We start from the raw sequence: 25217 nt of genomic DNA on the forward strand, positions 1-25217 counted from the left end.
AAAGCTAAAAATTGCAGGAGTGCTGCAATTTTCTTAACGCTTTTGGGCCCTTCTCCATATTGACCCCTTCGGGGCCTAAATCCTCTACGCCTTTTCTGTAGGGGGCGATGCTCGTCATCGGCCCGTGGGCGGCTCCGTTGCCATCTACTGCAAACCAACGCAGGTAACTGCCTGTACTGTTTTTGCACCCTATATATACCCTAAAACTAGCAAAACACCCCGGTGTTTGCAACTGTTTGTACAGTTATAAAAACAGTTAAAATTAACATATCTATGCAATATATTGAACTGTTTATCTAGTTGTAGAGTTTTATCTACGCGCGCGCGGCCTCCAAGGTCAGCTGCTCGATGATGTTTTCGGGGACTTTCTTTGTGTCATACCAAATCGCATAAGCACCTTTATGCCCTTGGCGAATCGTGGCATTTTCGAGGCCCATTTTCTTGGCTGCTTTTCGCAGGATGGATTCACTAATAACCTCCTTTTTAGCGTCGGCAATAGCAATGGATGTCTTCACCCAGCCTGTGTTATTTGTCAACTCGCCCAACAATGCCACGGCGCGATTCCCAACGACCGGCTCTGGCCCTCTCGTGTTGCCGCCCGCCTGTGCCCGCAAGATCTCATCCGCCGTTAAAGCACATTCGTCCATGATTTCCACCCCACCATCGTGGATGGAAAACTTGCGGCTGGGGCCGGGCGGGCCCAGGCTGCTTTTATCCTGGGCAAAGACGCGCAGGCTGCGGTCGTCCGGGTCGCAGCCTACAAAAATGATGCTTCGCGCTGCGTTGCGGAAGTCGCTGGAGCCGAGGATGCGGTCGCTGGCCGAGCCGCCGGACAGGTTGGGCTTGCTGATGTGGCTGACCAGCATCACCGCGCAGTGGTAGCGGGCGGCGAAGTTTGCCAGGTGGTCCATCATGGGGCGCACGTCGGCGGCCTGGTTCATGTTGGCGTGCTTTTCGAGGTAACTTTGTATTGGGTCGAACACCACCAGCGACGGACGGCATCCGGGGCGGCTGGCCAGCGCGTCCAGACGGGCGTCGCACATGGTCAGCGCCGGGGTGTCGGCCATTTGCTGCATGATAACGATGTTTTCCGGGTCGGCGCCCAGAGATTCCAGCCGCGGCGAAAGCACGATGTGGGGGTCGTTCTCCTGGGTAAAATAATACACCAGGCCGGGCGTACCGTCCCTGGTGGCGCGGCCGGTGCTGATGTCGGCGGCCCATTTCAGCGCCAGCCAGGTCTTGCCCATGCCCGCCACACCGGCCAAAATGGTAATGGCGTCCAGCGGCAGATACGGCTCGATCAGGTACTCGGCCTGCCGCGTTTCCACGTCCGCCATGGGCGTGAAGCCAAGCTCCTGCATGGCCTGGCGGCGCAGCGCCATCCGCGCGATCTTCAGGCAATAGCTGGGGTCGGCGTCAAACTGAGATGTATAATTGTCTCGCCGGTCGGCGTACTCCTGCTCGCTGATGCCCAGCTGCAAGGCCCGCGTGCGCAGCAGCATCATGCGGCGCAGGCGCTCCTCATCGGTGGAAACATTGCAGGCATCGAAAAAAGAAAGCGGAGCCAACAGGCACGTTTTGTCCATGCTGTTGATCTTCGCATCGAACATCTGGGCTTCAAGTGTCAATTCATTGGGCTGCATGGGGTCCTCCTTACACAAATGTTGTTGAATACACTACTTATAGTAGTATTATAACGCGCGGGCGCTGTACTGTGCAATGAAATACCGCTGAAAATTTACTGCAATCTTACTGCAGGGATTTTTGGCGGATTTTTTGTTTGCAGGTCTTGTTATGGGACTGCAAAAATAAAACCTGCCAAAGTATATTGACAACTATTGGTAGTTGTACTATGATGGGTGTACTGACAAGGAGAACGGCAAAACAAAATCGGACACTAGAAAGGAGACATTTGGGAAAATGACGTACAAAGAAAAGGTGGCATGGCTGCAGCGATACCTGAAGGCGCGGGAGAAGGCGAACTTTCTGGGGGGCTGCGTGCAGGAGATGGAGGCCGAGGCACAGGGCATGCGCACCCGGCTGAACGGCGTGCCCGGGGCCGGGCGGGACACGGCACGGCTGGCGCGAAGTGTGGAAAAGGTCGAAGAAACGCGGAAAATGTGGAACGACCAACTGGACCGCTGCGGCGAGCTGCGCATCGAGCTGGTGGCCGAGCTGGCGAAGATCCAGCATCCGCTGGCACAGGAGGTGCTGCGCCGCCGCTACATGAACGGCGAAAGCTACGCCGAGATCTGCGACGCGCTGGCCCTGGTGGAGCGCCGCGTTTACCAGCTGCACCGCCTGGGCGTGAACAAGGTGTGCGAGCCGGAGAACGGAGGGTGAAAGGAATTCAGTAAGATTTCAGCGCGATTTCATTGCAAAGTACAACTAAACGTGGTAGAATGGTAACATCGAAACTCGTGGAAGGGCAGCTGCCCGCTGCGGGTTTTTTATTTTGCACTTTTTGCCGGAAGGGGGGCAGGAATGGACCGGGTAACAGAGGAAAACGTCATTGCCGAGCTGGCGGGCATTGCGTTTGATGACGGTTGTAATGATGGTTGTGGTTTGGTTGTTAAAACTGCCGATAAGCTCCGGGCGCTGGAGCTGCTGTATAAATATCTTGGCCTGGGCGACCGGGGTGGCGGGGTTGATAAGGTCGTGATTGTGGATGATGTGTGATTTTGGCGGTCGCCTTCGGTGTTCCGCCCACCATGCGGCCCGCCTATTGAAAGGAGTAACGAAACAAATGGACATTCATCTCAAAGAAACAATTCCAAAAGTATTCCAACCGATCCATAAGGCTGTGCAAAACGAAGGCATACAGGAAGTCGTGGCCAAGGGCGGGCGTGGGTCGGGCAAGTCCAGCTACCTGTCGCTGGAGCTGGTTTTGCAGCTGCTGCGCCACCCGGACTGCCATGCGGTGGTGCTTCGCAAAGTGGCAGGCACGCTGCGCAACAGCGTGTATAACCAGGTGGTCTGGGCCATCGATGTGCTGGGGTGTACGGCCTGCTTTCGCTGCACGGTTTCGCCGATGGAATGTACTTATTTGCCTACCGGACAGAAGATCCTCTTTTTCGGCCTGGATGATGCCGGCAAGTTGAAAAGCTTAAAGCTTCCCTTCGGCAGCGTCGGTATCTGCTGGTTCGAGGAGTTGGACCAGTTCGACGGCCCCGAGGAGGTGCGCAACGTGGAGCAGAGCATTTTCCGCGGCGGCAGCTACAGTTTGACTTTAAAAAGTTTTAACCCGCCCGCCATGGCACGCAGCTGGGTCAACCGCTACGCGCTGGAAAAACGGGATGGAAAATTGGTGCATCACTCCACCTATAAGGACCTGCCCCGCGCCCTGCTGGGCGAGCGCTTTTGGGCCGACGCCGAGCACCTGCGCACCACCAACCCCGAGGCCTACCGCCATGAGTACAGCGGCGAGGTGGTAGGCAGCGGTGCGGCCGTGTTTGCCAACCTGCAGCTGCGCGCTGTGCCGGACGACGAAATTTTGACGTTCGACCGAATGTATCACGGCGTGGACTGGGGCTGGTGGCCCGACCCGTGGGCCTACAACGCCTGCGCTTACGACCCGGCGCGGCGCAGGCTGGTGATTTTTGACGAACTGACGCGGTTTCGCTGCCCCAATGCGGACACGGCACAGCTTTTGATCGAGCGTGGTGTGGGCGGCGACGAGGGCGGCTTTTTGATCGCTGACGGCGCCGAGCCGAAGTCCTGCGCGGATTACCGCGCCGCCGGCCTGCCCTGCCGCGCCGCCCGCAAAGGCCCCGGCAGCCTGCGCGAAAGCATGAAGTGGCTGCAGAGTTTGGCCGAGATCGTGGTCGACCCGGCGCGATGCCCCGACACCGCCCGCGAGTTTGGCGAGTACGAATATGCAAAAGATGCACGTACAGGCGAGGTTTTGGGCGGATACCCCGATGCGGGGAACCATCATATCGATGCGGTGAGGTATGCAGTGGAAAGTGTCTGGCGGAGACGCGGGACGTGAACTTTTGGCTTGTGGCCGGGCGGCTTTCGGCGTTCTGCCGCCGGGCAGGGCCGAGAAGTTTGCAACATAAATACAGAAATGGCAAAAGGAGTGACAAAATGCAGACTTATTTGGAGCAGGCGTTTGGAAAGAGCGATTGTTCGTCGGTGAAGATGCGTGGGGCGGTGCGGGAGTGGATGGACTTATATTACGGCGCTTCCCGCAGCGGCGAGGACGGCAGTGCGCGGCTGGCTGTGCTGATCGTATCGAAACTATGCAGAACGGTTTTTGCCGAGTACGACATGCATCGGGACAAGCACGACGATTGGGCGCAGGAGTGTTATACGGACGCCCTGAACAAGGTGGCAAAAACAGCGATGCAGTATGCTTTAATCGGCGGCGAGTCCTTTTGAAGGTGGTGGACGACCATTTTGTGCCGATCCGGCGCGATTGCTACCTGCCGCTGGGACGCGACGACAAGGGAAATCTGACTAGCGTGGGTATGATGCAGACGCTGTACGAGAACGGCAAAAAATATGTACTTTTGGAGCGCCGCACCGACATGGAGGACAACACGCTGATCGAAAATCGGCTGTTTGAGGTCAACGGCCAGGCGTTGGGACGCCGCGTTCCGCTGGACACGCTGACGGCCTGCAAAATGCTGTCGGACGATGAATTTTTGCCCAACGTGCCCTGCATGGGGCTGGCCGTGCTGCGGATGCCCACCGTGAATTGCGTGGACGGCAGCGCCGACCCGGTAAGCATTTACGCGCCCGCCGTGGGGCTGATGCACGCGCTGGCCCGGTGCGAGGACCAGCTGAACCATGAATTTTTGAACGGCGCGTCGAGGGTGTTTGCTTCGGAGGACCTGCTGCGGCCCGATGCCTCCGGGGTGCGCGGGCTGCGGGATGACCTGTTTGTGGGCCTGCCCGACGACCCCGCCAACGTGGGTGTGACCGTGTACAGCCCCACCCTGCGGGAGGGCAGCTACCTGGCCCGCAAGCAGGATATTTTGCGAAGCTGCGAGAGTTTGTTGAGCCTGCGCCGCGGCATTTTGAGCGAGACCAACGCCGAGACCCAGCCCCGCACCGCTACCGAAATTACCGCTGCCAGCGTTGACTACGATTTGACCATACGCAGTTTGCAGAAGGCGTGGGAAGATTGCGCAGGCGATGCTTTGTTTATCTGCTCGTGTCTGGATAGAGCCTATCACAAGGATGATTGGTGGCCGACCGAGCTGAGCATCGACTGGGGCGACGGCGTGCTGTACGACCGAAGCCGCGTCTGGGCCGAGCAGCAGCAGATGGTGGCGAGCGGCCTGCTGCGGCCGGAGATCGCGCTGGCGTGGTACTATGACCTGCCCGCCGAGACCGAGGCTGATTTGCAGGCTGTGCGCGAAAAGTACATGCCGACTGCGAAGGGAGGTGAAAAACATGAGTGAAGAAAAGCTTGACCGAAAGCCTGCGCCCGCGCCCTATGCGGCCGGTACCGGCAGTGTGCCTGTCGGCCCCGACCGCGCGGCCTTTGAGCGGATGAGTTACCGCGAGAGGGTGGCGTTCAAGCGGGAGGACCCGGAGGGGTATGCCTTGATGAAAGCGGCGCTTTGAGGGCGGCTGCTGGCTGAAAGGCGGCTTCGCCAAACGCAAAAACGAAGCACAACAAATCAACAAAGAATCAACACGTACACACAACGAAAGGACAAAAACCATGGCAGATTTTATTACGAAGCTTTCCGATATGATCGATCCTGAAGTGATGGCGGATATGGTTTCTGCGCGGATTCCTAAAAAATTGCGCGTAGCACCGTTTGCTAAGATCGACGATACCCTGGCGGGCGTGCCGGGCGATACCATCACCGTGCCCGCCTACACCTACATTGGCGATGCCGCCGACGTGGCCGAGGGCGGTGAGGTAGCTATTGAAAAAATGACCACCTCCACCCGCAAGGCCACCATCAAAAAGGCCATGAAGGGCATCGGCCTGACCGACGAGGCCGTGCTGTCCGGCTACGGCAACCCTGTGGGCGAGGCCAACACCCAGCTGGCCCTGGCTATCGCCGCCAAGATCGACAGTGATTGCATGGACGCCCTGCAGACGGCCAGCCTGATTTACGATGGTACGGCAAAAACCATCAGCTACAATGCCATCGTCGACGCCGTGGACCTGTTTGAGGATGAGATGGGCTGCAGCGAAAAAGTCATGTTCATCCACCCCAAACAGGTCACGCAGCTGCGCAAAAACCCCGACTTTTTGAGCGCTGATAAGTACACCCCCGGCGTCGCGCTGACCGGCGAGATCGGCATGATCGCGGGCTGCCGCCTGGTGCCCAGCAAAAAAGTGCCGCTGGATGGTGGAATTTACGCCTGCCCCATCGTCAAGCTGGAGGACGACCCCGAGGTCGACGACGAGATCCCGGCACTGACCATCTACCGCAAGCGCGAGGTCAACATCGAGACCGAACGCAAACCCAAGACCCGCACCACCGAGATCACCGCCGACGAATTTTACGTGGCCGTGCTGTCCAACGAGGCTAAGGTGGTGCTGGCCAAGTTCAAGGCATAAGGAGGAAGAAACAGTGCCGGATTATCGTTACTACGTTGAAACTTACCTGGGCGAGGACATCCCGGAGGCCGACTTTCCGCGATTGATCCGGCGTGCGCAGGCCGAGCTTGCCCGCATGCGGGATGTCTACGCGGTGCAGCCCCGCCCCGGCCTGGACCCCGCAGAGGCCGATGCCATGGCGGTGTGCGCCGTCGCTGACGCGATGTACGAGTTTGACCAGGAGGACGCCGCCCGCGGCCTGGCCAAGGTGACTGTGGGCAGCGTGAGCGAGACCTACACCGCTCCGCCCGAACTGTGCGCCGCCACCCTGGCGCTGCGGGCCGCGCACTTCCGCCGCGAGGCCGGGTACTACCTGCAGATTGGACGGTGGGTGCATGCGTAAGCGCGGCTTGTACGGCCAGACCGTGACCGTGTACCACCCCGTGCCGATGAAAAAGCGCGTTGACAGGTATGTTTTGCGCGACGTGTTTTGCCAGATCGGCAACCGCGAGATGCCCGATGCAGCCGGCGCCAAGAGCGGCGCGGCGATGCTGCTGGTGGTGCCCGAAACGGATGTAACACGATATCGTGTTGATTATAAGCTGGCGGCAGGGGACAGGGTGATGCTTGGCGAAGGGCCGGAGGTAGAGTGGGCGGCGTGGCCGTCCTTTGTGCCGGCCGAGGTGGACGGCCTTGGTGCGATAACTTACGTACTGCCGTTGTATTTGCGCGGGGCGGTGCACCATGTGGAAGCCGGGGCCTGGTGGAGTGCCGGTGGAGCGGGCGCCGGGCGGCTGGCAAGGTAAACAAGAAAGGATGACAAGATGATCGACGAAATGCTGACATTTTTGGCCCGGGCCCCCACTTTGGGGGACCTCTCCCTCACCTGGGGGCAGGCCGGTCCGCGGCTGGGCACCGGCGGTGTGTACCTGCGGGGCGTAAAAGTGCTGCAAACCAAAACCGACCTGCTGGGCTGCCAAAAACAGCGCTGCCGTGCGGAATTTTTGCTGCGGCTCTGCCTGCCGCTGCCAGCGGGGGACACCGACACCGCCCTGCAAAACGCCCGCCGCCTGGCGGCACTGCAGGCGTGGGTCGCGGCCGAAAGCGCCGCAGGCCGCGCGCCTCGGCTGGGCAACTGCGAACCCCTCACCGAGCAGGTCCGCACCGAGGGCGGCCAGCTGGACCGCGCCGACCCGGGCGGCACCGCGCTGTACAGCATCCGCGTGATGGCCGAGTACACCATGCGGTACGACACATAGCAAACTTAACACGAAAAGGAGCAAAACATGAAAATTGAACGTAGATACATGGCGCATTACCTCAATGCCGGATTTGGCGGCGCAGAAAACTACTGCCGCCTGGGCGCTGACCTGGAGGAATACAGCCCCGAACTGACCGCCAATGTTGAGAAAAAATCCAACATCCTGGGCCAGACGTCCGTCACCATCGACGGCTACCAGAAGCAGGGCGAGGTCAGCCCCTACTACGCCGAGGCCGGCGACCCGCTGTTTGAAAAGCTGCAGGAGATCATCGACGGCGACCTGGTGCTCGACGACCTGAAGACCGACATCGTCGAGGTGAAGCTGTGGGGCGAGACCGCCGACACCACCTACCCCGCCGTGCGCGAGGAGTGCTACATCGAGATCGTCAGCTACGGCGGCGACACCACCGGGTATCAGATCCCGTTTAATGTACACTACACCGGCGTGAAGGTGAAGGGCAAGTTTGACGTTAAGACGAAGAAGTTTGTGGCAGACTGATGGGACGGCCTGGCGGAAGTATCCTACTAAAACGAGTGAAGCGCCGCAGGAGGGCGCGGAACGGAAGCTGAAAGAAAGGAAAGAAAAATGCAAAACCTGACGATCGATACCGGCATGCAGGAATATCTCATCAATAACCGCGCGGTGCTGCGCTTCAACCCCAGCGACCCCAACCTGTATCACAGGTTCTTCGCTGCGGCCCCGAAGCTGGACGCCCTGGATGCAGAGCTGACCGAACAGCTCAAGGCCCTGCCGGCAAAGCCGGACGATGCCCGCGCGGAACGGGGCCTGGCCCTGTTGACTGACTACGACCACCGCATCAAGGCGCTGCTGACCGAGATCTTCGGCGGCGAGAACGACTTTGACAAGGTGCTGGAGGGCGTGAACCTGGCGGGCACCGGCGCCAACGGCAAGCGCGTTGTGCAGAACCTTTTGGACGCACTCACGCCGATTTTGCAGGACGGCGCGGCCCAACACCTGCAAACTGCCGCCGCCAACGCCCGGGCGGAAGCCGACGCCGCCCGCGCGGCGCGGGAGCAGGCATGACCCCGAACCTGTGGACGCTGCCCGAGACCGTACACTTTGCTGACACGGATTGGCGGGTGCATACCGACTTCCGGGATGTGCTGGAGATCCTGCGCTGGCTGGACGGTTCTGCTGACCCTGCACTGACCGACAGCGAGCGTTGGTACGTAGCGCTGGCGCTGTTCTACCGGGATTTTTCGCTCATGCCGCCAGTGCAATACCGAGAAGCCTGTGAAGCAATGGCAACATTTGTGCAGGCAGGTCGCCCCGACGGCGGACCCTGTGCGCCCCGGCTGATGGACTGGCAGCAGGATGCGGCGCTCATCGCGGCGGGCACGGCGCGGGCGGCCGGGCAAGACCTGCGTGCGCTGCCCCACCTGCACTGGTGGAGCTTTTTGGGCTGGTTCGACAGCATCGCTGACGGGCCGTTTGCCACCGTGGTGGCCCTGCGGGACAAGCTGCGCCGCGGCAAAAAACTGGAGCCGTGGGAACGTGAATTTTACCGCGCCCACCGTGCCGAGGTGGACCTGCACCGCCCCGCCAGCCCCGAAGCAGACGCAGAAAAGCAACGTCTGCTCGCACTTTTAAATGAGGACGAAAGGAGAGGAAAGTAACGTGGAAACGATTTCTTTTGATGAGATGTCGACCCTGGACGTGCCCAGCGCCGCGCTGCGCAGCAGCCTGGACAAGATCGCGTCGGCGCTGCAAAAGGTGGGCGCGGCGGGCACCGACGCCAGCGCCGCCGTGGACGAACTGCGCACCAGCCTGCGGGCGGCCGCCGCCCAAAGCGTGAAAAGCGCCCGCAGCCTGGCCAAGTTTGACGAGATCAACCGGCTGAGCGCCCCCGCCGCCGAGAAAGCGGATGCCGAGAAAACAACCGCTGCAGCGAAGAAAACGGGCGGCTCCACCCGCAAAAGCGGCAGCCGGTCCGGCAGCAGGGCCAAGGCCGAAGCGGACGGGGAGGTGAGCATCTGGCAGGCGGCACTGCAAACCCTGCGGGATGCCTTGGATGGATTTTTGTTGTATCTGCAAACCTATTACGGCCCGGCCATTGCGGCGTGGCAGGCCGCGTGGGAGCAGATCAAGCAGACCGCGCTGGCTGTGTGGGAGCCGGTGCGCGCGGCAGCGCTGGACCTTTGGAATGGCGCACTGCAGCCCTTGGCCGACTACCTGCTGACGGTGTTTCTGCCCGGCGTGGCCAACAGCTTTTCCCAGGCGTTCGCGCCGATCCTGGGTGGGACCATCAGCGCGGCCATGACAATTTTGGGCAACCTGTTTGTCTGGCTTTGTGGGCTGATCGGGGAGCTGGTCAACACCGTGGTGCAGCCCGCGCTGGCCCTGCTGCTGGAGATCTGGCAGGGGGTGATGGACGGCATCACGGCCGCGTGGCAGGCCTATGGGCAGCCGATCCTGGATGGGCTGGTGCAGGCGTTTCAGGGCTTGACCGACCTGCTGACCTCCCTGTGGCAAGGTGTGCTGCAGCCCGTTTTAACGGACCTGATTTTGCTGATCGGCACCCTGTGGAGCGAGCATTTGCAGCCCCTGTGGCAGCAGCTGACCATGGCGCTGGGCGCTGTGATGAACCTGGTGCTGACTGTGTGGAACACCGTGCTGATGCCGCTGGCTGCCTGGCTGGTCAGCACGCTGGGCCCGGTAGTGGCGCAAGTGTTTAACGGTATAGCGTCTGTTATTGGCGTTGCCATCGGTCTGGTGGCGGATGCCGTCAACATTGGCCTGACCATTTTGCAGGGATTGGCGGACTTTTTGACGGCCGTATTGCAGGGCCGGTGGTCCACTGCCTGGAACGCCATGGCCGCTACCGTTACCACCGTTTGGAGCAAGATCACTTCGACGATTCAAAGCGCGGTCAGCGGCATTTTGTCGGTGGTGCGGGGCATGGTCAGCGGCATCCAAAGCGCTGTCAACGGCCTGCTGTCGTCCATCAGTTCGGTGCGCAGCGTAGCGGGCAGCGCCATCGGTTCCGTGATGGGCCACAGCCTGCCGGTGGGGCTGCCCGTCGTGGCCGGGCTGGAAGATCTGCCGGTCCCGGCGCTGGCGGCGGGCGCGGTCATCCCGCCAAATCGCAAGTTTCTTGCGCTGTTGGGCGATCAGGGGGCGGGCACCAATGTGGAGGCTCCGCTGGCCACGATCCGGCAGGCGATGGCCGAAGTTTTGGCCGGCTGGAATGGGGCAAACGACGGCCAGCCCATCAACGTGTACATCGGTGAGGAGTTGCTGGACAGCGTTATCGCCAACAGCGAGCGGCGCCGCAGCCTGCGCAGCGGCGGGAGGTGAAGGATATGGATATTTTGACCATCGGCGGCGTAACACTGCCCGCCCCCAACGAGTACAAGGTGCAGCTGAACGATCTGGACAGCAGCGACACCGGCCGCACCGAGGACGGCGTGATGATGCGCAACCGCGTGCGGGAGGGCATTGCCAAGATCTCTGCCAGCTGGGCGGCGGTCTCCACCGCGGATTGCGCGAGGATCTTACATGCGGTAAAACCGGAAAGCTTTGATGTGGCGTACTTTTTTGGCGAAATGCGGACGGCAAGGATGTATGCGGGGGACCGCAGCGCGGATCTGATCGCGGCCCGGGAAGGGAAAGGCGTTTGGGATGTTAGTTTGAATTTGATTGAGTTTTGAGGGTGATGGTTGGTCAGGGTTGCCACCCTGCGGCAACCCTTTTTTATAACGGCATCTTGCGAGTAGGCCTTCCTTTTTGGACACCCAAAAAGGAAGCGAAAAAAGTGCCCGCTACTTGCGAAAGCGCGGGAGGCCCGCCTTAGGGGCTGCTCGCCCCTAAGAACCCCAAAGAGGAGGTTGAGAAGCAAAAAAGCTAAACCGTGCAGGAGTGCTGCACGGTTCTTAACGCTTTTTTGTTTCTCTCCGATTGACCCCTCCGGGGCCAAAACGGGCCGATGACGAGCATCGGCCCCTACAGTATGGTTATAGAGGAATTTAGGCCCCGAAGGGGTCAATGTGGAGAAGGGCCCAAAGGCGTTAAGAAAAATGCAGCACTCCTGCATTTTTTAGCCTTTGGGTCTTTCGACCACGACTTTGGGGTTCCAAGGGGCGAGCAGCCCCTTGGGCGGGGTCCGCTGCCTCGCAACAGCGGGACTTTTTTCGCTACCTTTTTTGGTCACAAAAAAGGTAGGCCTATCGGAAGAATCCCATTATAAAAGGCCCTGCCGCAAGGTAGGCAGGGCCGCAAAGCCACCCTATACAATCCAAACAATCTCAGAAAGGACAACCAAAAATGTACGATGTACCAAAAGAATACCGAGCTGCGATCCGCTCCCCGACGCGGAAGGACCGCATGGCGGGCAAGCTGATCCTGACCGACGGCAGCACCATCGAACTGACCGACAGCGCCGTTATTTCCGGGTCGGTCAGCGTGGACAACCAGTGCGTGTCCGGACAGGAGCTGGCCTTCGGCAGCGTGTACATGGGGCAGGCGTCGCTGCAGCTGCGCACCGCGCTATCCAGTGCTGCGTTTTACGATGCAGCGCTGCAAATCGACTATGAGATCCAGCTGGCAGACGGCAGCTGGTACACCCTGCCGGTGGGCCGCTACACCGTAGCCGAGGCCGAGCGCAGCGCCGCCGTGGTCAGCCTGACCGGCTACGACAACATGCTGAAGCTGGAGCGCAAGTTCTCCGGCAGCGCGATTTTGGGCGACGCCTACACGATGCTGACCCAGATCGCCGGCACCTGCGGCGTGGAGCTGGCGCAAAGCGAGGCGGAGATCAAGGCACTTTCGCCCAACGCCGAGATCCTGCGCCAGCTCGACGGCAGCTACCGGGTCTCCACCTGGCGCGACTGCGTGGGGGCCATTGCCCAACTGCTGGCCGGGTTTGCCACCATCGACCGGCTGGGCAGGCTGCGGATCGTGCAGTTTGGAGAGACACCCTGCGTGATGCTTTCAAAAAACGCACGTACCAATGCGAAAATCTCTGACTTCTCCTGCCACTACGCCGCGCTGGTCATCGAGACCGACACGGATACCTTCACCTCAGACATCGAGGGGGAGAGCGGCCTGGAAATGACCATCTCCGACATGCCGCTGGCCGAAAGCGGCACCGCTGAGGTGCGGCAGGGCATCTGCGACGCGGTGTTTGCGCGGCTGCGTGCGCTGGACTACACCCCCGCCGCCGTGACGATGCCCGGCGACCCGGCGCTGGAGCTGGGCGATCGCCTGGCGCTGCCCACTGCCCATGCCGCGCCCGAAACGCTGGTGACCCACCTGGTGTGGAAGTTCCGCGGCGAAATGACGCTGAAAGGCGTGGGCAAAAACCCCTACCTGGCGGGCGCTGCCACCCACACCGACGCCCAGCTGCGCAGCCTGCAAAAGCAGGCCGGCGCGAACAAAATCATTTATTACAGCTTCACCAACGGCTCCGACATAAAAGTGAAGGACAACGGCAAGGAGACCAACGCCGTGAACTTGACTTTTGTTACCACGCAGGATACCTCGGCCATGTTTTTGGCGCAGGTGCTGCTGACGGCAGAACCGGATGCTAAGGTGGTGAAGCTGCCTGTAACAGGCGATACTGCGTCTGATTTTGAAGGTGCGGCCACGCTGGAACAGGATGCCGCCCTGACGCTGACCGTGCGGTACTACCTGGACAATGTTCTCATCGACAGCTTTACCCCGGCCCAGCGTCTGGTGCGGGGTGCCCACGCCTTGGCGCTGTTTTACCCCTTCCCGGATTTGGAGGGCGCGGCCAGCCACCGCTGGAGCGTGCGCCTGCTGTGCGCGGGCGGCGGCGTGAAGATCGCCAAAGGGCAGATCCGTGCTACCATCACCGGCCAGGGCATGGCGGTGGGCGACGCCTGGGACGGTACGCTGGAGTTTGAGGAGCTGGTCGGCCGACCGACCCGGACGCCTGTGGCCCGCAAGGTGCTGGCCATTCAGGACGTCATCCTGGCAGGCACGCAGAAGCCCATCGGTGATGCGGCGGCCGAGATCATCACCAGGCTGCTGCGCAAGGCACCGGCAAGAAACATTTTGTAAAACCGAGAGGAGGAACTTTACCATGCCCATCCATGGTCACACCAAAATCGAACTCACCAGCCAAACTACCGGTGAGGTCGAGACGATCGAGAAAGACAACATTGTAACAAACGCTGTATCGCATATATTTAACGCTTTCAACGGTATGGCCCTCCTGCGGGAGGCCAACGCCAACGGCGAGTACGGCAGCACCTCGGATAAGAGCTGGGAGCTGCTGGAAAGCCTCTACGGCGGCATTTTGCTGTACGACACCGCCCTGGGCAGCGACCCGAACACCCTGTTCGCCCCGCCGGAGGCCAACCTCGTGGGCAGCGGCGTGCCCAAGGTGCTTAACAACGGCAAGGGCCTGCAGCGCGGCAGCTTTAACGCCACCGAAAGCAAAACAGACCTAAAAAACGGCGTTGTCACGTTTGTTTACGACTTCGCCACCAGCCAGGCCAACGGCACGATCGCCAGCGTGTGCCTCACCAGCCGCTACGGCGGCTTCTTCGGTGAGAGCGAGACCGCCCTGCCCGCCGCCGACGGCTCCAACACGTCGAGCTACTACAACAGTGCGCTGTTCGGGCAGGAGACGATCTTTCCCAATGCGCCGGGCAAGAACGACCGCCACCTCTACGGCCGCCCGCTGTACGCCGACCCGGAAAACGACGAGATGGTGTTTGGCGCTATCATCAACAATAAGCTGGTGCTGCGTTACGCCACCGCTTTGACGACCGAGATCGATCTGTTCAATCCCATCAACACCACCCGCGTCAAAAAGACCGAGGAGCGTGACCTTTCGGACTTTCTGCAGGCCGACCACTTCAGCTACTGTGCCGTAAGTTATGACGTAGATGCGGATAAGATCTGCGTCGTCAGCACCCCCGGCGCCGACCAGCTGAAAACCACCGGCCTGATCCGCGTGCGCACCTACGACCGCAAGACCCTGGAGGAAAAAACCTACGCCTTCACCAACCCCACCGGCGTGACGCTGGCGGGCAACGTGGGCGGCACCTCGCCGGGACTGCGCAATACCGGCCGTCTGCTGGGCGGCTGCCTGTTCATGGCCGGGTACACCACCTCGCCCGCGGCCAACGCGGTGCCGTTTTTCAAAATTCCGCTGGCCGATCCCAGCAACGTGACGGCCATCACCACCCACGATCTGCTGATGCCCATGTTCCAGGATATGCACGACGGGCGCATCTACTTTATGGGCAGCAGGTACACGGCCTGCGGCACCGTGCTGAACACCGCCACCAACGAGATGCACGCCATCGAGGCCTACTACAACTACGAGCAGTACCCCTACCTGGCTGTGCCCGTGCTGGGCCAGCCCGCTGTGCCCTACATGGTGCGTTACGACGCCAACTCCGGCAACAACCAAAGCACCGTGCACCAGGGCATCCGGCGCAACTACCTGGCCACCATCAACGATTTGGACGCGCCGGTGCAGAAAACAGCCGATAAAACGATGAAAATTACCTACACACTGCGCAGAGAGGAGAGCTGATATGCAGGGCATTTTTGCGGGGCGCACCCAGCTGCGCTACCCCTACGGCCGTTACGGATACACCCGCGGCGGCGGCAAAATTTGGCACGGCGGTATGGATCTGGTCGGGTCGGACTCGACCGATATACGCATGCCGTATTACAAAAATAAGCGTATCACCGGCAAAGTCGTCCGTGCCCGCCGCGTGACCGACCACAGCAATAAGACTTGGGAGTGGGGCTGGTACGTCTGCGTGCAGCTGGACCCCGGCCAGACCCCCGACGACGTGAACTATCTGTACTTTTGCCACTGCCGCGAGCTGAAAGTGACGGCGGGGCAGGCGGTGGCCAGCGGCGACCTGCTGGCCGTGATGGGCCAAAGCGGCAACGCGGCGGGCGGCTACGACCATTGCCATTTCGAGGCCCGCGCCACGGCTACCGGCAAGGGCCTGGACCCCAGCCAGTACGCGGGCTGCCCCAACGCGGTAGGCGTGTACGGCGAGGCGCCGGGGCAGGCGGATTCCGGCGAGGAGAATGAGGAAAACGCCGATGCTGTGAAGAAACTGCAGCGTATTTCCATCGGCCCGGTAAGCCGGGGCGACGCCGACGCGGTGTATGCGGTGTGCGTCAGCCGCGGGCTGGTGGCCGCTGGTTTGTACAAAAGTGAATGGAGTGTTTGAATATGAACGGAAATTTGGACAAGAAAAACGGTTTTTTATATGCAAAAGCCGCCGTGGCCGCGCTGTGCGGGGCCTTTACGGCGGCGTTTGGGTGGCTGGGCTGGCTGGTGCTGGCCTGGGCGGCCTGCATGGCGCTGGATTGGCTGAGCGGCAGCGCGGCCGCCGCCAGCAGGGGAGAGTGGTCCAGCGCGGCAGCCCGCGCGGGGATCTGGCACAAAGCCGGCATGGTGGTGGTCGTCTGCGTAGCGGCGCTGACCGACTTGGTTTTAAACGTGGCGGTGGAAAACCTGCCGGCGTTTTGGGATGGTGTTGGGTTTGATTTTGAAGGGGTAGTCCTGCCGGTGGTGTTGGTGTGGTATATTTTTACCGAATTAGGCTCCATTGCCGAGAATGGCGCGGCCATGGGGGCACCGGTGCCTAGTTGGTTGCTTTCGTTGTTGGCCGAAAGCAAGGAGAAAGCCGCTAAGTAGCAGTCTGCTGCGCGGCCCTGCCTACCTCTTGCGGGCGGCTCCCGTTCCGCGCCACCCTGCGGCGCTTCACTCGCATTAACGGCATTTTGGCGTTATGCGTACTCTTTTGTGACCAAAAGAGTACCAGAAAAGTCCCGCTAGTTCCGAGGCGCGGGGCACGGCTTAAGAGCGCTAGTTCGCGCTTCGCGCGAAGCGTCGCTGACGCGCCGCGGGCCGCGCTCTTAAGAATTTAACAAAGGTTGGTCTGGCGGCTGCCCGCCGCCGATTCCTCTGCAATGGTGTACGGTCTCGCTAAAGTGCATTGGCTCCCCTAGAGGGGAGCCATTCACCTTATTTTATAGAGGAATTTCGGCCCCGAAGGGGTCAATATGGAGAGGAGCGAAAAAGCGTTAAGAAAAACGCAGCACTCCTGCGTTTTTTAGCTTTTTTGCTTCTCGACCTCATCTTTGGGGTTCCAAGGGGCGAGTAGCCCCTTGGGCGGGGTTCGCTGCCTCGCAACAGCGAGACTTTTTCGCTTCCTTTTTGGTCACAAAAAGGAAGGCCCTTATGGATGCAACCCATAATAAAAGGGCGTCACCGCATGGTGGTGACGCCCGTAAGGCAGAAACATCGATCAAAAATACTGCTCAAGATCCTTCTTATCGGTAGAGCACCGCAGCGCCGCCTCGCGGGTAATCTTCCCGCAATCCACCAGCCGGGCCAGGTCGCCGTTCAGGCTGTGCATGCCTAAAGCGGCCCCGGACTGCAAAACACTGGGGATCTGGAAGCACTTATTCTCGCGAATCAGGTTGCACACCGCATCGCTGCCCACCAAAATTTCAGTGGCGGCACACCGCCCGCGGCCGGTGGCCAGGGGCAAAAGCTGCTGGGTGATAACACCACGCAGCACCGTTGAAAGCTGCCCGCGGATCTGGCTTTGCGCACCCGGCGGGCAGACGTCGATGATACGGTCAATGGTCTGCGCTGCGCCGATGGTGTGCAGTGTGCTCATCACCAGATGGCCGGTCTCGGCGGCGGTCACGGCGGCGGAGATGGTCTCGTAGTCGCGCATCTCGCCAACGAGAATCACGTCCGGGTCCTCGCGCAGGGCACTGCGCAGGGCGGCGGCAAAGCCGGTCACGTCGCTGCCCACCTCGCGCTGATGGATCAAAGCTTTTTTGCTTTTATACACGTACTCGATGGGGTCCTCGATGGTCAGGATGTGGTCGGAGCGGTTCTGGTTGATGTAGTCGATCATCGAGGCCAGCGTCGTGGACTTGCCGCTGCCCGTGGGGCCGGTGACCAGGATCAGGCCGCGGGGCTCGTCCGCCAATTTCTTCAAAACCGGCGGCAGGCCCAGCTGCTCCATGGTGGGGATCTCATCGTTTAAAAGACGCAGCGTCGCTGAAATTTTGCCCTGCTGGTAAAACACGTTCACACGGCTGCGGGTGCCGTCCGGCGCGGCGATGGCAAAGTCCGCGTCCAGCCGCTGGGTGTCCAGTGCTTCGCGGTGGCTCTCGTCCAGGGTATTTTCAATCAGGGCACGGGTGGCGTCCTCGTCAAACTGCACGGGGGCTTCCACCAGCTTGCCGTCAATGCGGAACATCAGCGGCAGGCCTTGGGAAATATGGATGTCGCTGGCCTTCATCTGGCGGGCCAGCGCGGTCAGTTCATGGATCTGCATAGGGTATCACTCCTCAAAATAGGTGATCTTCAGCAGTTCTTCGGGGGTAGTCACGCCGTCGCGCACCAGCTGCACGGCGCTCTCCCGCAGGCTGCGCATGCCCTGGGTTTTCCGCGCTGCATCGGTCATTTCTTCAATGCTCGCGCCCTCGGCGATCATGCGGCGCAGCGCCTTGTTGATGACCACCATCTCGTGGATGGCCACGCGGCCTTTGTAGCCGGTGCCGTTGCACTGGGGGCAGCCGGTGCCGCGGGCGACAAAGGGGATGCTCGGCCCCAGCAGCTCGGCTTCGGCCTCGGTGACGGGCACTTTCCTGGCGCAGGCGGGGCATACGCGGCGCATCAGGCGCTGGGCCACCACACCGGCCAGGGAGTTGGCGATCATGTACCGCTCCACGCCCATATCCTCCAAACGGACAATGGACGATAGAGCGTCGTTTGTGTGCAGGGTAGAGAAAACCATGTGGCCGGTGATGGCCGCACGGACGGAGATGGACGCGGTCTCAGCGTCGCGGGTCTCGCCCACCATGATGACGTCCGGGTCCTGGCGCAGCAGGGCGCGCAGGCCGCTCTCGAAGGTCAGGCCCGCCACGTTGTTCACCTGGGTCTGGTTGATGCGGTCCAGGTTGCGCTCCACGGGGTCCTCAATGGTGGAAACGTTCACCTGCCGCTGGGCGACCTCCTGCAGCACCATGTACAGCGTGGTGGTCTTGCCGCTGCCGGTGGGGCCGGTCAGGTAGACGATGCCGTTGGGGCGGTCCAGCAGCGGGCGGAACCGCTTATAGGTCTCGTCGTCCATGCCAAAGTGGTCGGCGTGTTCAATGTGGGTGTTGGTGGCCAGCAGACGCAGCACGGCTTTTTCGCCAAACACGGTGGGCAAAATCGACACACGCACGTTCACGTCCGGCCCGGTCTCCAGCCGGGCGCGGAAATGCCCGTCCTGGGGCACGCGGTGCTCGGCAATGTCCAGGTTGGACATGATCTTGATACGGGCAATCAAAGACTGGTGCAAAGCACGCTGCAGCGTTACATAATCGATGATAACGCCGTCAATGCGCATGCGCACCTTCGTTTCGCCCTCGAACGGCTCGATGTGAATATCGGAGGCGCCGGTGGTGGCGGCACGCTGGACCAGGCTGTTCAGCAGGCGGATGATGGGTGCGTCGGTGTCGCCGCCCTCCTCGGTCATGTCCACGGCGAACTCCTCGCTGCGGGCGGCGGCCATGTCGCTGCTGTTGGCCTTGCTGGCGGCCTTGCGGGCGCGGACCTCAGCGTAATAATACTGGATGCTGCGGCGCAGGGGCTCCAGCTCTGCCAGCACGATCTCCGGCTCCATGCTGGTCAGCTGGCGGATGTCCTCGATGGCGTAGTAGTTCAGCGGGTCGTTGGCGGCAATGACCAGGCTGCGGCCGTTGATGGCGATGGGCAGCATGTCGTACTTTTGGGCCAGCTCGCGGGGAACCTTCTCCACGGCGGAAATATCCGCGTTGATCTGTGTAAAATCAATCACCCGCAGATGCAGGCGCTGGGCCAGGGCTTCCAGCACCTGGTGCTCGTTGACATAGCCAAGCTCCTGCAAAGCCTGGCCGACGCGCAGATTCTTATGCTCTTTCTGGTAGGCCAGGGCGGCCTGCAGCTGGTCCCGGGTGATATAGCCAAAGTCGATCAGGACATCGCCAAGACGGATGTTGTTCAAGATACCACACTCTCCTTATCGCAGAGGATCACATTCAGCTGTACGGTATAGGTGGCGGTGTTGGTGGTGGCACCGCTGGCGTTGGTGTAGGCGGCGTGGTCGATCTGCACGCTTTTCAGCTGTACCGAGGGGTACTGCGCGGCCAGGTCGTCCAGCATGGTGTAGAAGCTGCTGTCGCTGCCGGTGCAGCGGAAAGTGACGGTACACTGTTTAAAATAGTCAGCCTGGGCATAGATGCGGGTCAGCGGCGGGGCCAGTTCCATCAGCACGGTGTTGGTATCGGCGGTGGCCAGCATGGGGTCGGCGGAGTTAATGTCCGTCGGCGCGGCGGTGTCGTCGGCCTGGGTGCTGGCGGCGTAGCCGGTCAGGCTTTGGGTGTCAATGGCACTGATGTCCAGCGAGACAGGCCTCAGATCATGCCCCAGCTCTAAATTGGAGACGAGGGTGTCCAGGTCGCTGCTGGAAAGCAGACCGTAGTAGTTGGCGTTGGCCTGCTGCAAAGCGGCCCAGCTCTCGGTTTTGGCGGCGGCGTTGGTGCCGGCCAGGGCGATGGTCTCCTGCATGGCGATCTGCGCCTGCTGGGCCTCGGCCAGGCTTGCTGCGGCCTCGTCGCTGGCTTCCAGGGCCGGGGTGAGCATAAATTGTACAAAGAAGAAGATGAAAGCTAACATACCTACGACATAAAGCAGCAGCTTGTCGCGGGCGGTGATCTCAGTAGTCATGGCGTCCTCCTTACAGGGTTATTCCGGTGCGGCCAAGGTGCAGCGCAGGTTCAGCGCGTACCCGGCGGGCTGGCCCCGGCCGTTGGTGGACTGGTAGCCGGTGTAGTCCACGTCCGAAAAGACGCCGCAGTTTTGCAGCGCCCGCACGTAGGCGGGGATGTCGATAACGGTATTGGAGGTGGCGTTGAACTGCAGCACCCCGGAGGCGGCGTCGTAGCTGGTGAACTCCACCGTGATGCCGCTGCCGGAACCTGCCGCGTCGATGCGGTTGAGCAGGCTGCTGGTCAGGTCGGGGTAGCTTGCCAGCAGGCTGGTTACGCTATTGGCGTAGTCAGTCAGGCTGTGGTAAGCGTCGGCGGCCTGCTGGTCCTGCAGCGATTGCTGGTAGGGCGTAAGGTTTTGTTCATCGGCGCACCAGGCCCGCAGGTCGCGGATATCGGCGCGCATCATGGCCGTGTGCAGAAACACACCGCCCCAGGCCAGCATGCACCCGGCCACAATGATGGCCCCCGGTGCCGCCTTGCGCAAAAATGCCTTACGGTCGGCATTTTTGCCCGCCTTAGCGGCCAGCTGGTATTGCAGATAAAAGTTGTTTTGTTTTGTTGCCATAAGGATGACCTCTTTTGCTTTATCCTGTGCGCGGTGTGGCAGCCCTGCGAAAGCCGCCACCTTGCGGCGGCTTTCTTTTATAACGGCTTCTTGTCGTTAGACCTTCCTTTTTGTGACCAAAAAGGAAGCGAAAAAGTCCCGCTGTTGCGAGGCAGCGGACCCCGCCCAAGGGGGCCCGCCCCCTTGGAACCCCAGAGGGGAGGTCGGCCAACGAAAAAGCTAAAAAATGCAGGAGTGCTGCATTTTTCTTAACGCTTTTTCATCGCCCTCCATATTGACCCCTTCGGGGCCGAAATTCCTCTATGATTTGTAGAGTAGATGGCCCCCTCTGTGCGGGGCCTCCCGCGCTATCGGAAGTAGCGGGGACCTTTTCGGTTCCTTTTGGGTCTTCAAAAGGAACACAGAAAAGCCAAATGCCGTTTAGACGAGTGAAGCGCCGCAGGGTGGCGGCTTCCGCTGAACGCGAACAAAAAATCAACGACCAATCAAATTGCCGGCCGCTAAAGCAATATCCGCCAGCCGGATGCCTTCCGGCAGCTTGATATTTTCCGTCTCCGGGTAGGCGGCGACCTCCAACTGCAAAGCCCGGCAAGCCGGCGTACAGACAGCCAAGTCAGCGGCGGTGCTGCCGCCGAAAAAAACGGCCTTAATGGGGTGCTCGCTCTTGGCAGCGGTCTGGAACTGGATCAAACCGGAAAGCTTCTGCCCGATCTCGGTGCCCGAAGCCTCGGTCCCGCGGGGATTGAACAACCGGCTGCGGGTGGAGTATTTGTACTGCCCCTTTTCGTACAGCCCTGCAATCAGCGAATCACCGTCAAATTGCAGCACTACAAAGCTCTTGCCGGCAAGCTCCGGGGTGGCGCGCACCAGCTTGATCTGCCCGGCCAGCGCCAGGTCGATGCTGTACAGCTTCAGCCCGCAGGCTGCGGCCAGGTTGATGTAAGTTTCGATCACCGCGCTCTCCACGCGGGTGGCCAGCACCGTGTCGGCCTTGGTCTTTTTGTCGGTGGAAAGCAGCATGTAGTCGTCCAGCGGGGCGGTCACGTCGGCGCCGCCGGTGGAAAACTCCCGCGTCAGCACGGCCGCGCGCTTCTTTTCACTCATGCGGGGCAGGGTCAGCACCCGGTGGTTGAACTGGCTGCCGCCCACCGCCAGCGCCACACGCTGGGTGGGCAGCTCGTTGGCGGCAAAAAAGCCTTGCAGCGCAGCGGTCAGCTCGGCCTCGTTGGTGATGATGCCGTTGATCAGGCAGCCCTCCGGCAGTTCGGTCTGGCAGGCCGCCGTGATTTTGGCCCCATTCGCCGTCGGTGAGCCCACCGCCGCATACACGGTACTGTTGCAAAGATAAAGTGAGGTTAAAACGGGCATAGATGCGATCTCCTTTTTAGAAGATTTTGTGTGAGGAAAAGTGCAGGCTTCGGGGCCACCCCTCACCCGCTGCGCGTAAGCGGTGTCACCGTTAGGTGACTGAGGGGTGGCTACTTTAGCCACATCCTAAACATCAATGAAAACACAACATCAATACGTCGAACTCGACTGCCCGATCGTGCCGTAGGACTGGTAGATGGGCAGGATGACGGCGACCACCACGAACGCCACGATGAGGCCCATGATGACGATCATGATGGGCTCCAGCAGCGTTACCAGCCGCTTGGTGGCGACCTCCGCCTCAAAGTCCAGCGTCTCGCTGATGGTGGCCAGCAGCTCGTCCAGCTTGCCGGTCTCCTCGCCCACGGCGATGGAGGAGGACATCGACTGCTCGAAGCCGTCCACCAGTGCCAGCGATTCCGACAGGCTGTTGCCGGCGCGGACCTTGTCCAGCACCTCATCAAACTGGCTGATGATCCAGCGGTTGCCCACGGCGTCGCGGCTGGCAATCAACGTAGCTACGATGGGAACACCGCTGGAATACAGGTTGGACAGCGTGCGGGCGAAGCGGGCCGTGCAGATCTTCTGGTTCAGCTTGCCGATGACGGGCGCGTGCAGCTGCATGCGGTCCCACTGGCGGCGCACGGCGGGCTGGGCCAGCGCGATGCGGCCGCCCACCACCCAAAAGGCTGCGACCAAAATGATAAGCACCCAGTTGGCCGAAACAAAGTCCGATACAGCAAACAAAATTACCGTGGGCAGCGGCAGAGAATCCATCTGCTCAAACATGGGCATGAACTGGGGCACCACAAAGCCCATCAAAATAGCGATAACACCCACGATCATGACCGACAGGATGATAGGGTACATCAAACTGTTGCCCACCTGCTGGTTGACCTTGTGCTCGCGGTCGTAGTAGCGGCCCATGCGCAAAAAGCTGGCGTCGATGCTGCCGGTGCCCTCGGCGCTGCGGGTCATGGCGATGAGCAGCTCCGGGAAAGCAGGCGCACACTGGTGCATCGCGTCGGAAAGCGGCACGCCCTTGCGCAGCTCTTTTAATAAGGTGTTGTACAGCAGCCTGGTGCGGGCGTTCAGGCCGCGCTCGTCCGCCATGATGCGAAACGCGCGCACCAGCGGCACGCCCGCCGAAAGCAGTGTGCCCAGGCCGCGGCAAAACTCCGCCAGCTCCGGCGTTTTCAGCGGGCGGTAGACGCTGGCATTGGTGCCGACCTCTTTGGCGTCGGTCATGTACAGGTCTTGCTCCCGCAGGGTGATGTACAGCGCTTCGGCGCTGGCGGCCTCGGTGACACCGTGCAGTGTCTTGCCCGAAAGCGCCGTGGCTGTGTAGCGGTAACGCGGCATGGAAAACCTCCGAAATTACGATGAAACGTTATAAGAACCGGCAGTACCATGCAAGCACGGGATCGCCGAAAAGCAGCGCCAGCACAATGCCGACGCAGAGGAATGGTCCAAATGCGAAGTGGTCTTTTTTGTCGGCCTTGCGGGCGGCCAGCAGATACATGCCGTAAAACCCGCCGCCCAAAATGCCAAAAAACATCGCCAACAGGGTATGCTGCCAGCCCAAAAACAGCCCGGCAGCGGCCATTAACTTGATGTCCCCGCCGCCGAACGCGCCGGGGATCGCCAGGCAGAGCAGCAGCATCGGCACGCTGATGCACACCATACCGATGAGCGCCCCGGCCCACCGGGCAGGGGAGAGCAGCAGGTTGAGCACCGCCAGCACGGCCACCGCGGCGTTGAGCCGGTTGGGGATAAGCTGGGTCTCGGCATCGATCAGCGCGATGCTGAGCAGCACGCCGCAGAGCGCCAGGGCCAGAAGCCCCTGCCACCGCATGCCGAACAGCCCCTCGCCCAGCGTGTAGGCCGTGCCGAACCGCCAACGGCAGCCCAGCGCCAGCACGCCGCCCAGCAGCTCCACCAACAGGTAGCGCACCGGGATGGGTGCCCTGCAGTGGCGGCACCGCCCGCGCAGGAATAGCCAGCTGAACACCGGGACCAGATCCCCGGCGGTGAGCGCAGCCCCGCATTGCGGGCAAAAACTGCGGCCGGTCAACGGATTTTTACCCCGGGGCAGCCGCCAGGCCACGACGTTCATAAAGCTGAACAGCGCGGCCCCCAGCAAAAACGCGATGAGCCCCAGCAGACCTTCCACCAGCAGCATCACGCGCCCTCCGATCTGTCAAAGCGGATGCGCTGCTCGGCCCGCCAGACAGTATAGCCGGTCTCGGCGTCATACAGCGCGCGCATGTCGCCCTCGGCGTAGAGCAGCTGCTCCACGGTGTAGCCGTCCTCGCTGATCTGCAGCAGAGTCACAGTGCCGGGCAGAGCGCCCAGGGTCTCGATTTGTCCGGCGATGCCCTCAGCGAAGCCATCGTGGGTGGACTGGTCGGCAAACGGCGTACCGGTAGAGTAGCATTGGGCCGACACGGCGCGGGCGGCCAGCTGGGCGGCCTTGACCTGGGTCAGCGCGGCGCGGGCCTTGCCCTGGCGGTCCAGCTGGGTATAGCCGGCCAGGCAGACAAAGACCAGCGCGGCGGCGCAAAACGCAAGCAGCAGCTTTTCCGCCATCGAGAGCGGCGGAGCATCCTGGAAACCCCGGACTTTCGCGCCGATACGATCAGACAGCATCCCGCCGCCCCCCTTCCGTTGGATTTTTTTTATACAGACTAAAGTATACTGTACCTTGCGACAATATGCAAGGCGATTC

Annotated in this window: 28 protein-coding genes; 19 read left to right on the top strand and 9 right to left on the bottom strand. The window is 61.1% G+C overall.

Annotated features, from left to right (window positions below):
- Positions 1-314: 314 nt before the first annotated feature.
- Positions 315-1643, bottom strand: coding sequence for an AAA family ATPase (locus tag OGM81_07215; protein UYJ44895.1), 1329 nt, complete (start codon positions 1641-1643; stop codon positions 315-317).
- Between the two features lie 277 nt (positions 1644-1920).
- On the opposite strand from OGM81_07215, the gene OGM81_07220 reads away from it, so the two are divergent.
- The 19 genes from OGM81_07220 to OGM81_07310 all read left to right on the top strand — a co-directional run bounded on the left by OGM81_07220 (position 1921) and on the right by OGM81_07310 (position 16432).
- A complete protein-coding gene (locus OGM81_07220) occupies positions 1921-2343 on the top strand; it encodes a hypothetical protein (GenBank protein ID UYJ44896.1) in 423 nt (140 codons plus the stop codon).
- Between the two features lie 141 nt (positions 2344-2484).
- Positions 2485-2679 (top strand): hypothetical protein, encoded by a 195-nt coding sequence (locus OGM81_07225; protein ID UYJ44897.1) that lies wholly within the window; start codon positions 2485-2487, stop codon positions 2677-2679.
- Positions 2680-2746: 67 nt separating this feature from the next.
- Positions 2747-3991 (top strand): PBSX family phage terminase large subunit, encoded by a 1245-nt coding sequence (locus OGM81_07230; protein UYJ44898.1) that lies wholly within the window; start codon positions 2747-2749, stop codon positions 3989-3991.
- Between the two features lie 98 nt (positions 3992-4089).
- Positions 4090-4383: a hypothetical protein gene (locus OGM81_07235; GenBank protein UYJ44899.1), complete on the top strand. Its 294-nt coding sequence runs from the start codon at positions 4090-4092 to the stop codon at positions 4381-4383.
- Between the two features lie 20 nt (positions 4384-4403).
- Positions 4404-5411 (top strand): hypothetical protein, encoded by a 1008-nt coding sequence (locus OGM81_07240; protein ID UYJ44900.1) that lies wholly within the window; start codon positions 4404-4406, stop codon positions 5409-5411.
- Positions 5404-5577 (top strand): hypothetical protein, encoded by a 174-nt coding sequence (locus OGM81_07245; GenBank protein ID UYJ44901.1) that lies wholly within the window; start codon positions 5404-5406, stop codon positions 5575-5577. Before OGM81_07240 ends, OGM81_07245 begins: the two co-directional genes overlap by 8 nt.
- A gap of 100 nt (positions 5578-5677) precedes the next feature.
- Positions 5678-6532, top strand: a complete 855-nt coding sequence (locus tag OGM81_07250) for a N4-gp56 family major capsid protein (protein ID UYJ44902.1) — start codon at positions 5678-5680, stop codon at positions 6530-6532.
- A 13-nt stretch (positions 6533-6545) separates the two neighbouring features.
- Entirely contained in the window at positions 6546-6914 is a 369-nt protein-coding gene (locus OGM81_07255) for a hypothetical protein (GenBank protein UYJ44903.1), read from the top strand.
- Entirely contained in the window at positions 6907-7317 is a 411-nt protein-coding gene (locus OGM81_07260; protein UYJ44904.1) for a hypothetical protein, read from the top strand. Before OGM81_07255 ends, OGM81_07260 begins: the two co-directional genes overlap by 8 nt.
- Before the next feature lie 18 nt (positions 7318-7335).
- Positions 7336-7770 carry a hypothetical protein gene (locus OGM81_07265; protein ID UYJ44905.1) on the top strand — a complete coding sequence of 145 codons (435 nt, stop codon included), beginning with the start codon at positions 7336-7338 and terminating at the stop codon, positions 7768-7770.
- Positions 7771-7797: 27 nt separating this feature from the next.
- On the top strand, positions 7798-8271 hold the full coding sequence (locus OGM81_07270; GenBank protein UYJ44906.1) for a hypothetical protein: 474 nt from the start codon (positions 7798-7800) through the stop codon (positions 8269-8271).
- A gap of 87 nt (positions 8272-8358) precedes the next feature.
- Positions 8359-8817, top strand: coding sequence for a hypothetical protein (locus OGM81_07275; GenBank protein UYJ44907.1), 459 nt, complete (start codon positions 8359-8361; stop codon positions 8815-8817).
- Positions 8814-9410 carry a bacteriophage Gp15 family protein gene (locus OGM81_07280; GenBank protein UYJ44908.1) on the top strand — a complete coding sequence of 199 codons (597 nt, stop codon included), beginning with the start codon at positions 8814-8816 and terminating at the stop codon, positions 9408-9410. The genes OGM81_07275 and OGM81_07280 overlap by 4 nt, the downstream gene beginning before the upstream one ends.
- A gap of 1 nt (position 9411) precedes the next feature.
- The gene (locus tag OGM81_07285) at positions 9412-11091 is read left to right on the top strand and encodes a hypothetical protein (GenBank protein ID UYJ44909.1); all 1680 of its coding nucleotides are present in this window, start codon (positions 9412-9414) and stop codon (positions 11089-11091) included.
- 5 nt (positions 11092-11096) lie between these two features.
- Positions 11097-11444 carry a hypothetical protein gene (locus tag OGM81_07290; protein UYJ44910.1) on the top strand — a complete coding sequence of 116 codons (348 nt, stop codon included), beginning with the start codon at positions 11097-11099 and terminating at the stop codon, positions 11442-11444.
- A 613-nt stretch (positions 11445-12057) separates the two neighbouring features.
- A complete protein-coding gene (locus OGM81_07295; protein ID UYJ44911.1) occupies positions 12058-13815 on the top strand; it encodes a hypothetical protein in 1758 nt (585 codons plus the stop codon).
- A 22-nt stretch (positions 13816-13837) separates the two neighbouring features.
- Complete coding sequence (locus OGM81_07300; protein UYJ44912.1) at positions 13838-15304, top strand: hypothetical protein; 1467 nt, start codon at positions 13838-13840, stop codon at positions 15302-15304.
- A 1-nt stretch (position 15305) separates the two neighbouring features.
- Positions 15306-15962, top strand: a complete 657-nt coding sequence (locus OGM81_07305; GenBank protein ID UYJ44913.1) for a M23 family metallopeptidase — start codon at positions 15306-15308, stop codon at positions 15960-15962.
- A gap of 2 nt (positions 15963-15964) precedes the next feature.
- Positions 15965-16432 carry a phage holin family protein gene (locus OGM81_07310; protein ID UYJ44914.1) on the top strand — a complete coding sequence of 156 codons (468 nt, stop codon included), beginning with the start codon at positions 15965-15967 and terminating at the stop codon, positions 16430-16432.
- A 613-nt stretch (positions 16433-17045) separates the two neighbouring features.
- Here OGM81_07310 and OGM81_07315 read toward each other — a convergent pair.
- From OGM81_07315 to OGM81_07350, 8 genes are all read right to left on the bottom strand, one after another.
- Positions 17046-18095, bottom strand: coding sequence for a type IV pilus twitching motility protein PilT (locus tag OGM81_07315; GenBank protein UYJ44915.1), 1050 nt, complete (start codon positions 18093-18095; stop codon positions 17046-17048).
- A gap of 6 nt (positions 18096-18101) precedes the next feature.
- Positions 18102-19790, bottom strand: coding sequence for an ATPase, T2SS/T4P/T4SS family (locus OGM81_07320; GenBank protein UYJ44916.1), 1689 nt, complete (start codon positions 19788-19790; stop codon positions 18102-18104).
- The gene (locus OGM81_07325) at positions 19787-20512 is read right to left on the bottom strand and encodes a type II secretion system protein M (GenBank protein UYJ44917.1); all 726 of its coding nucleotides are present in this window, start codon (positions 20510-20512) and stop codon (positions 19787-19789) included. Before OGM81_07325 ends, OGM81_07320 begins: the two co-directional genes overlap by 4 nt.
- Before the next feature lie 18 nt (positions 20513-20530).
- A complete protein-coding gene (locus OGM81_07330; GenBank protein UYJ44918.1) occupies positions 20531-21121 on the bottom strand; it encodes a hypothetical protein in 591 nt (196 codons plus the stop codon).
- A gap of 474 nt (positions 21122-21595) precedes the next feature.
- Positions 21596-22489 carry a hypothetical protein gene (locus OGM81_07335; GenBank protein UYJ44919.1) on the bottom strand — a complete coding sequence of 298 codons (894 nt, stop codon included), beginning with the start codon at positions 22487-22489 and terminating at the stop codon, positions 21596-21598.
- 150 nt (positions 22490-22639) lie between these two features.
- Positions 22640-23851: a type II secretion system F family protein gene (locus tag OGM81_07340; GenBank protein ID UYJ44920.1), complete on the bottom strand. Its 1212-nt coding sequence runs from the start codon at positions 23849-23851 to the stop codon at positions 22640-22642.
- 28 nt (positions 23852-23879) lie between these two features.
- A complete protein-coding gene (locus OGM81_07345) occupies positions 23880-24671 on the bottom strand; it encodes a prepilin peptidase (protein ID UYJ44921.1) in 792 nt (263 codons plus the stop codon).
- Positions 24671-25138, bottom strand: coding sequence for a hypothetical protein (locus OGM81_07350; GenBank protein ID UYJ44922.1), 468 nt, complete (start codon positions 25136-25138; stop codon positions 24671-24673). The genes OGM81_07345 and OGM81_07350 overlap by 1 nt, the downstream gene beginning before the upstream one ends.
- Between the last annotated feature and the right edge of the window lie 79 nt (positions 25139-25217).

The sequence above is a fragment of the Oscillospiraceae bacterium genome (assembly GCA_025758045.1).
Lineage (GTDB): Bacteria > Bacillota > Clostridia > Oscillospirales > Ruminococcaceae > Gemmiger.

Bases quoted from the DNA above. Each gene is read 5' to 3' on its own strand.
- OGM81_07265 (UYJ44905.1), top strand. From the start codon at position 7,336: ATGATCGACGAAATGCTGACATTTTTGGCCCGGGCCCCCACTTTGGGG.
- OGM81_07270 (UYJ44906.1), top strand. From the start codon at position 7,798: ATGAAAATTGAACGTAGATACATGGCGCATTACCTCAATGCCGGATTT.
- OGM81_07225 (UYJ44897.1), top strand. From the start codon at position 2,485: ATGGACCGGGTAACAGAGGAAAACGTCATTGCCGAGCTGGCGGGCATT.
- OGM81_07345 (UYJ44921.1), bottom strand. From the start codon at position 24,671: ATGCTGCTGGTGGAAGGTCTGCTGGGGCTCATCGCGTTTTTGCTGGGG.
- OGM81_07310 (UYJ44914.1), top strand. From the start codon at position 15,965: ATGAACGGAAATTTGGACAAGAAAAACGGTTTTTTATATGCAAAAGCC.
- OGM81_07295 (UYJ44911.1), top strand. From the start codon at position 12,058: ATGTACGATGTACCAAAAGAATACCGAGCTGCGATCCGCTCCCCGACG.
- OGM81_07340 (UYJ44920.1), bottom strand. From the start codon at position 23,851: ATGCCGCGTTACCGCTACACAGCCACGGCGCTTTCGGGCAAGACACTG.
- OGM81_07220 (UYJ44896.1), top strand. From the start codon at position 1,921: ATGACGTACAAAGAAAAGGTGGCATGGCTGCAGCGATACCTGAAGGCG.
- OGM81_07330 (UYJ44918.1), bottom strand. From the start codon at position 21,121: ATGGCAACAAAACAAAACAACTTTTATCTGCAATACCAGCTGGCCGCT.
- OGM81_07305 (UYJ44913.1), top strand. From the start codon at position 15,306: ATGCAGGGCATTTTTGCGGGGCGCACCCAGCTGCGCTACCCCTACGGC.
- OGM81_07235 (UYJ44899.1), top strand. From the start codon at position 4,090: ATGCAGACTTATTTGGAGCAGGCGTTTGGAAAGAGCGATTGTTCGTCG.
- OGM81_07245 (UYJ44901.1), top strand. From the start codon at position 5,404: ATGAGTGAAGAAAAGCTTGACCGAAAGCCTGCGCCCGCGCCCTATGCG.
- OGM81_07300 (UYJ44912.1), top strand. From the start codon at position 13,838: ATGCCCATCCATGGTCACACCAAAATCGAACTCACCAGCCAAACTACC.
- OGM81_07230 (UYJ44898.1), top strand. From the start codon at position 2,747: ATGGACATTCATCTCAAAGAAACAATTCCAAAAGTATTCCAACCGATC.
- OGM81_07215 (UYJ44895.1), bottom strand. From the start codon at position 1,643: ATGCAGCCCAATGAATTGACACTTGAAGCCCAGATGTTCGATGCGAAG.
- OGM81_07260 (UYJ44904.1), top strand. From the start codon at position 6,907: ATGCGTAAGCGCGGCTTGTACGGCCAGACCGTGACCGTGTACCACCCC.
- OGM81_07315 (UYJ44915.1), bottom strand. From the start codon at position 18,095: ATGCAGATCCATGAACTGACCGCGCTGGCCCGCCAGATGAAGGCCAGC.
- OGM81_07275 (UYJ44907.1), top strand. From the start codon at position 8,359: ATGCAAAACCTGACGATCGATACCGGCATGCAGGAATATCTCATCAAT.
- OGM81_07290 (UYJ44910.1), top strand. From the start codon at position 11,097: ATGGATATTTTGACCATCGGCGGCGTAACACTGCCCGCCCCCAACGAG.
- OGM81_07250 (UYJ44902.1), top strand. From the start codon at position 5,678: ATGGCAGATTTTATTACGAAGCTTTCCGATATGATCGATCCTGAAGTG.
- OGM81_07350 (UYJ44922.1), bottom strand. From the start codon at position 25,138: ATGCTGTCTGATCGTATCGGCGCGAAAGTCCGGGGTTTCCAGGATGCT.
- OGM81_07325 (UYJ44917.1), bottom strand. From the start codon at position 20,512: ATGACTACTGAGATCACCGCCCGCGACAAGCTGCTGCTTTATGTCGTA.
- OGM81_07335 (UYJ44919.1), bottom strand. From the start codon at position 22,489: ATGCCCGTTTTAACCTCACTTTATCTTTGCAACAGTACCGTGTATGCG.
- OGM81_07280 (UYJ44908.1), top strand. From the start codon at position 8,814: ATGACCCCGAACCTGTGGACGCTGCCCGAGACCGTACACTTTGCTGAC.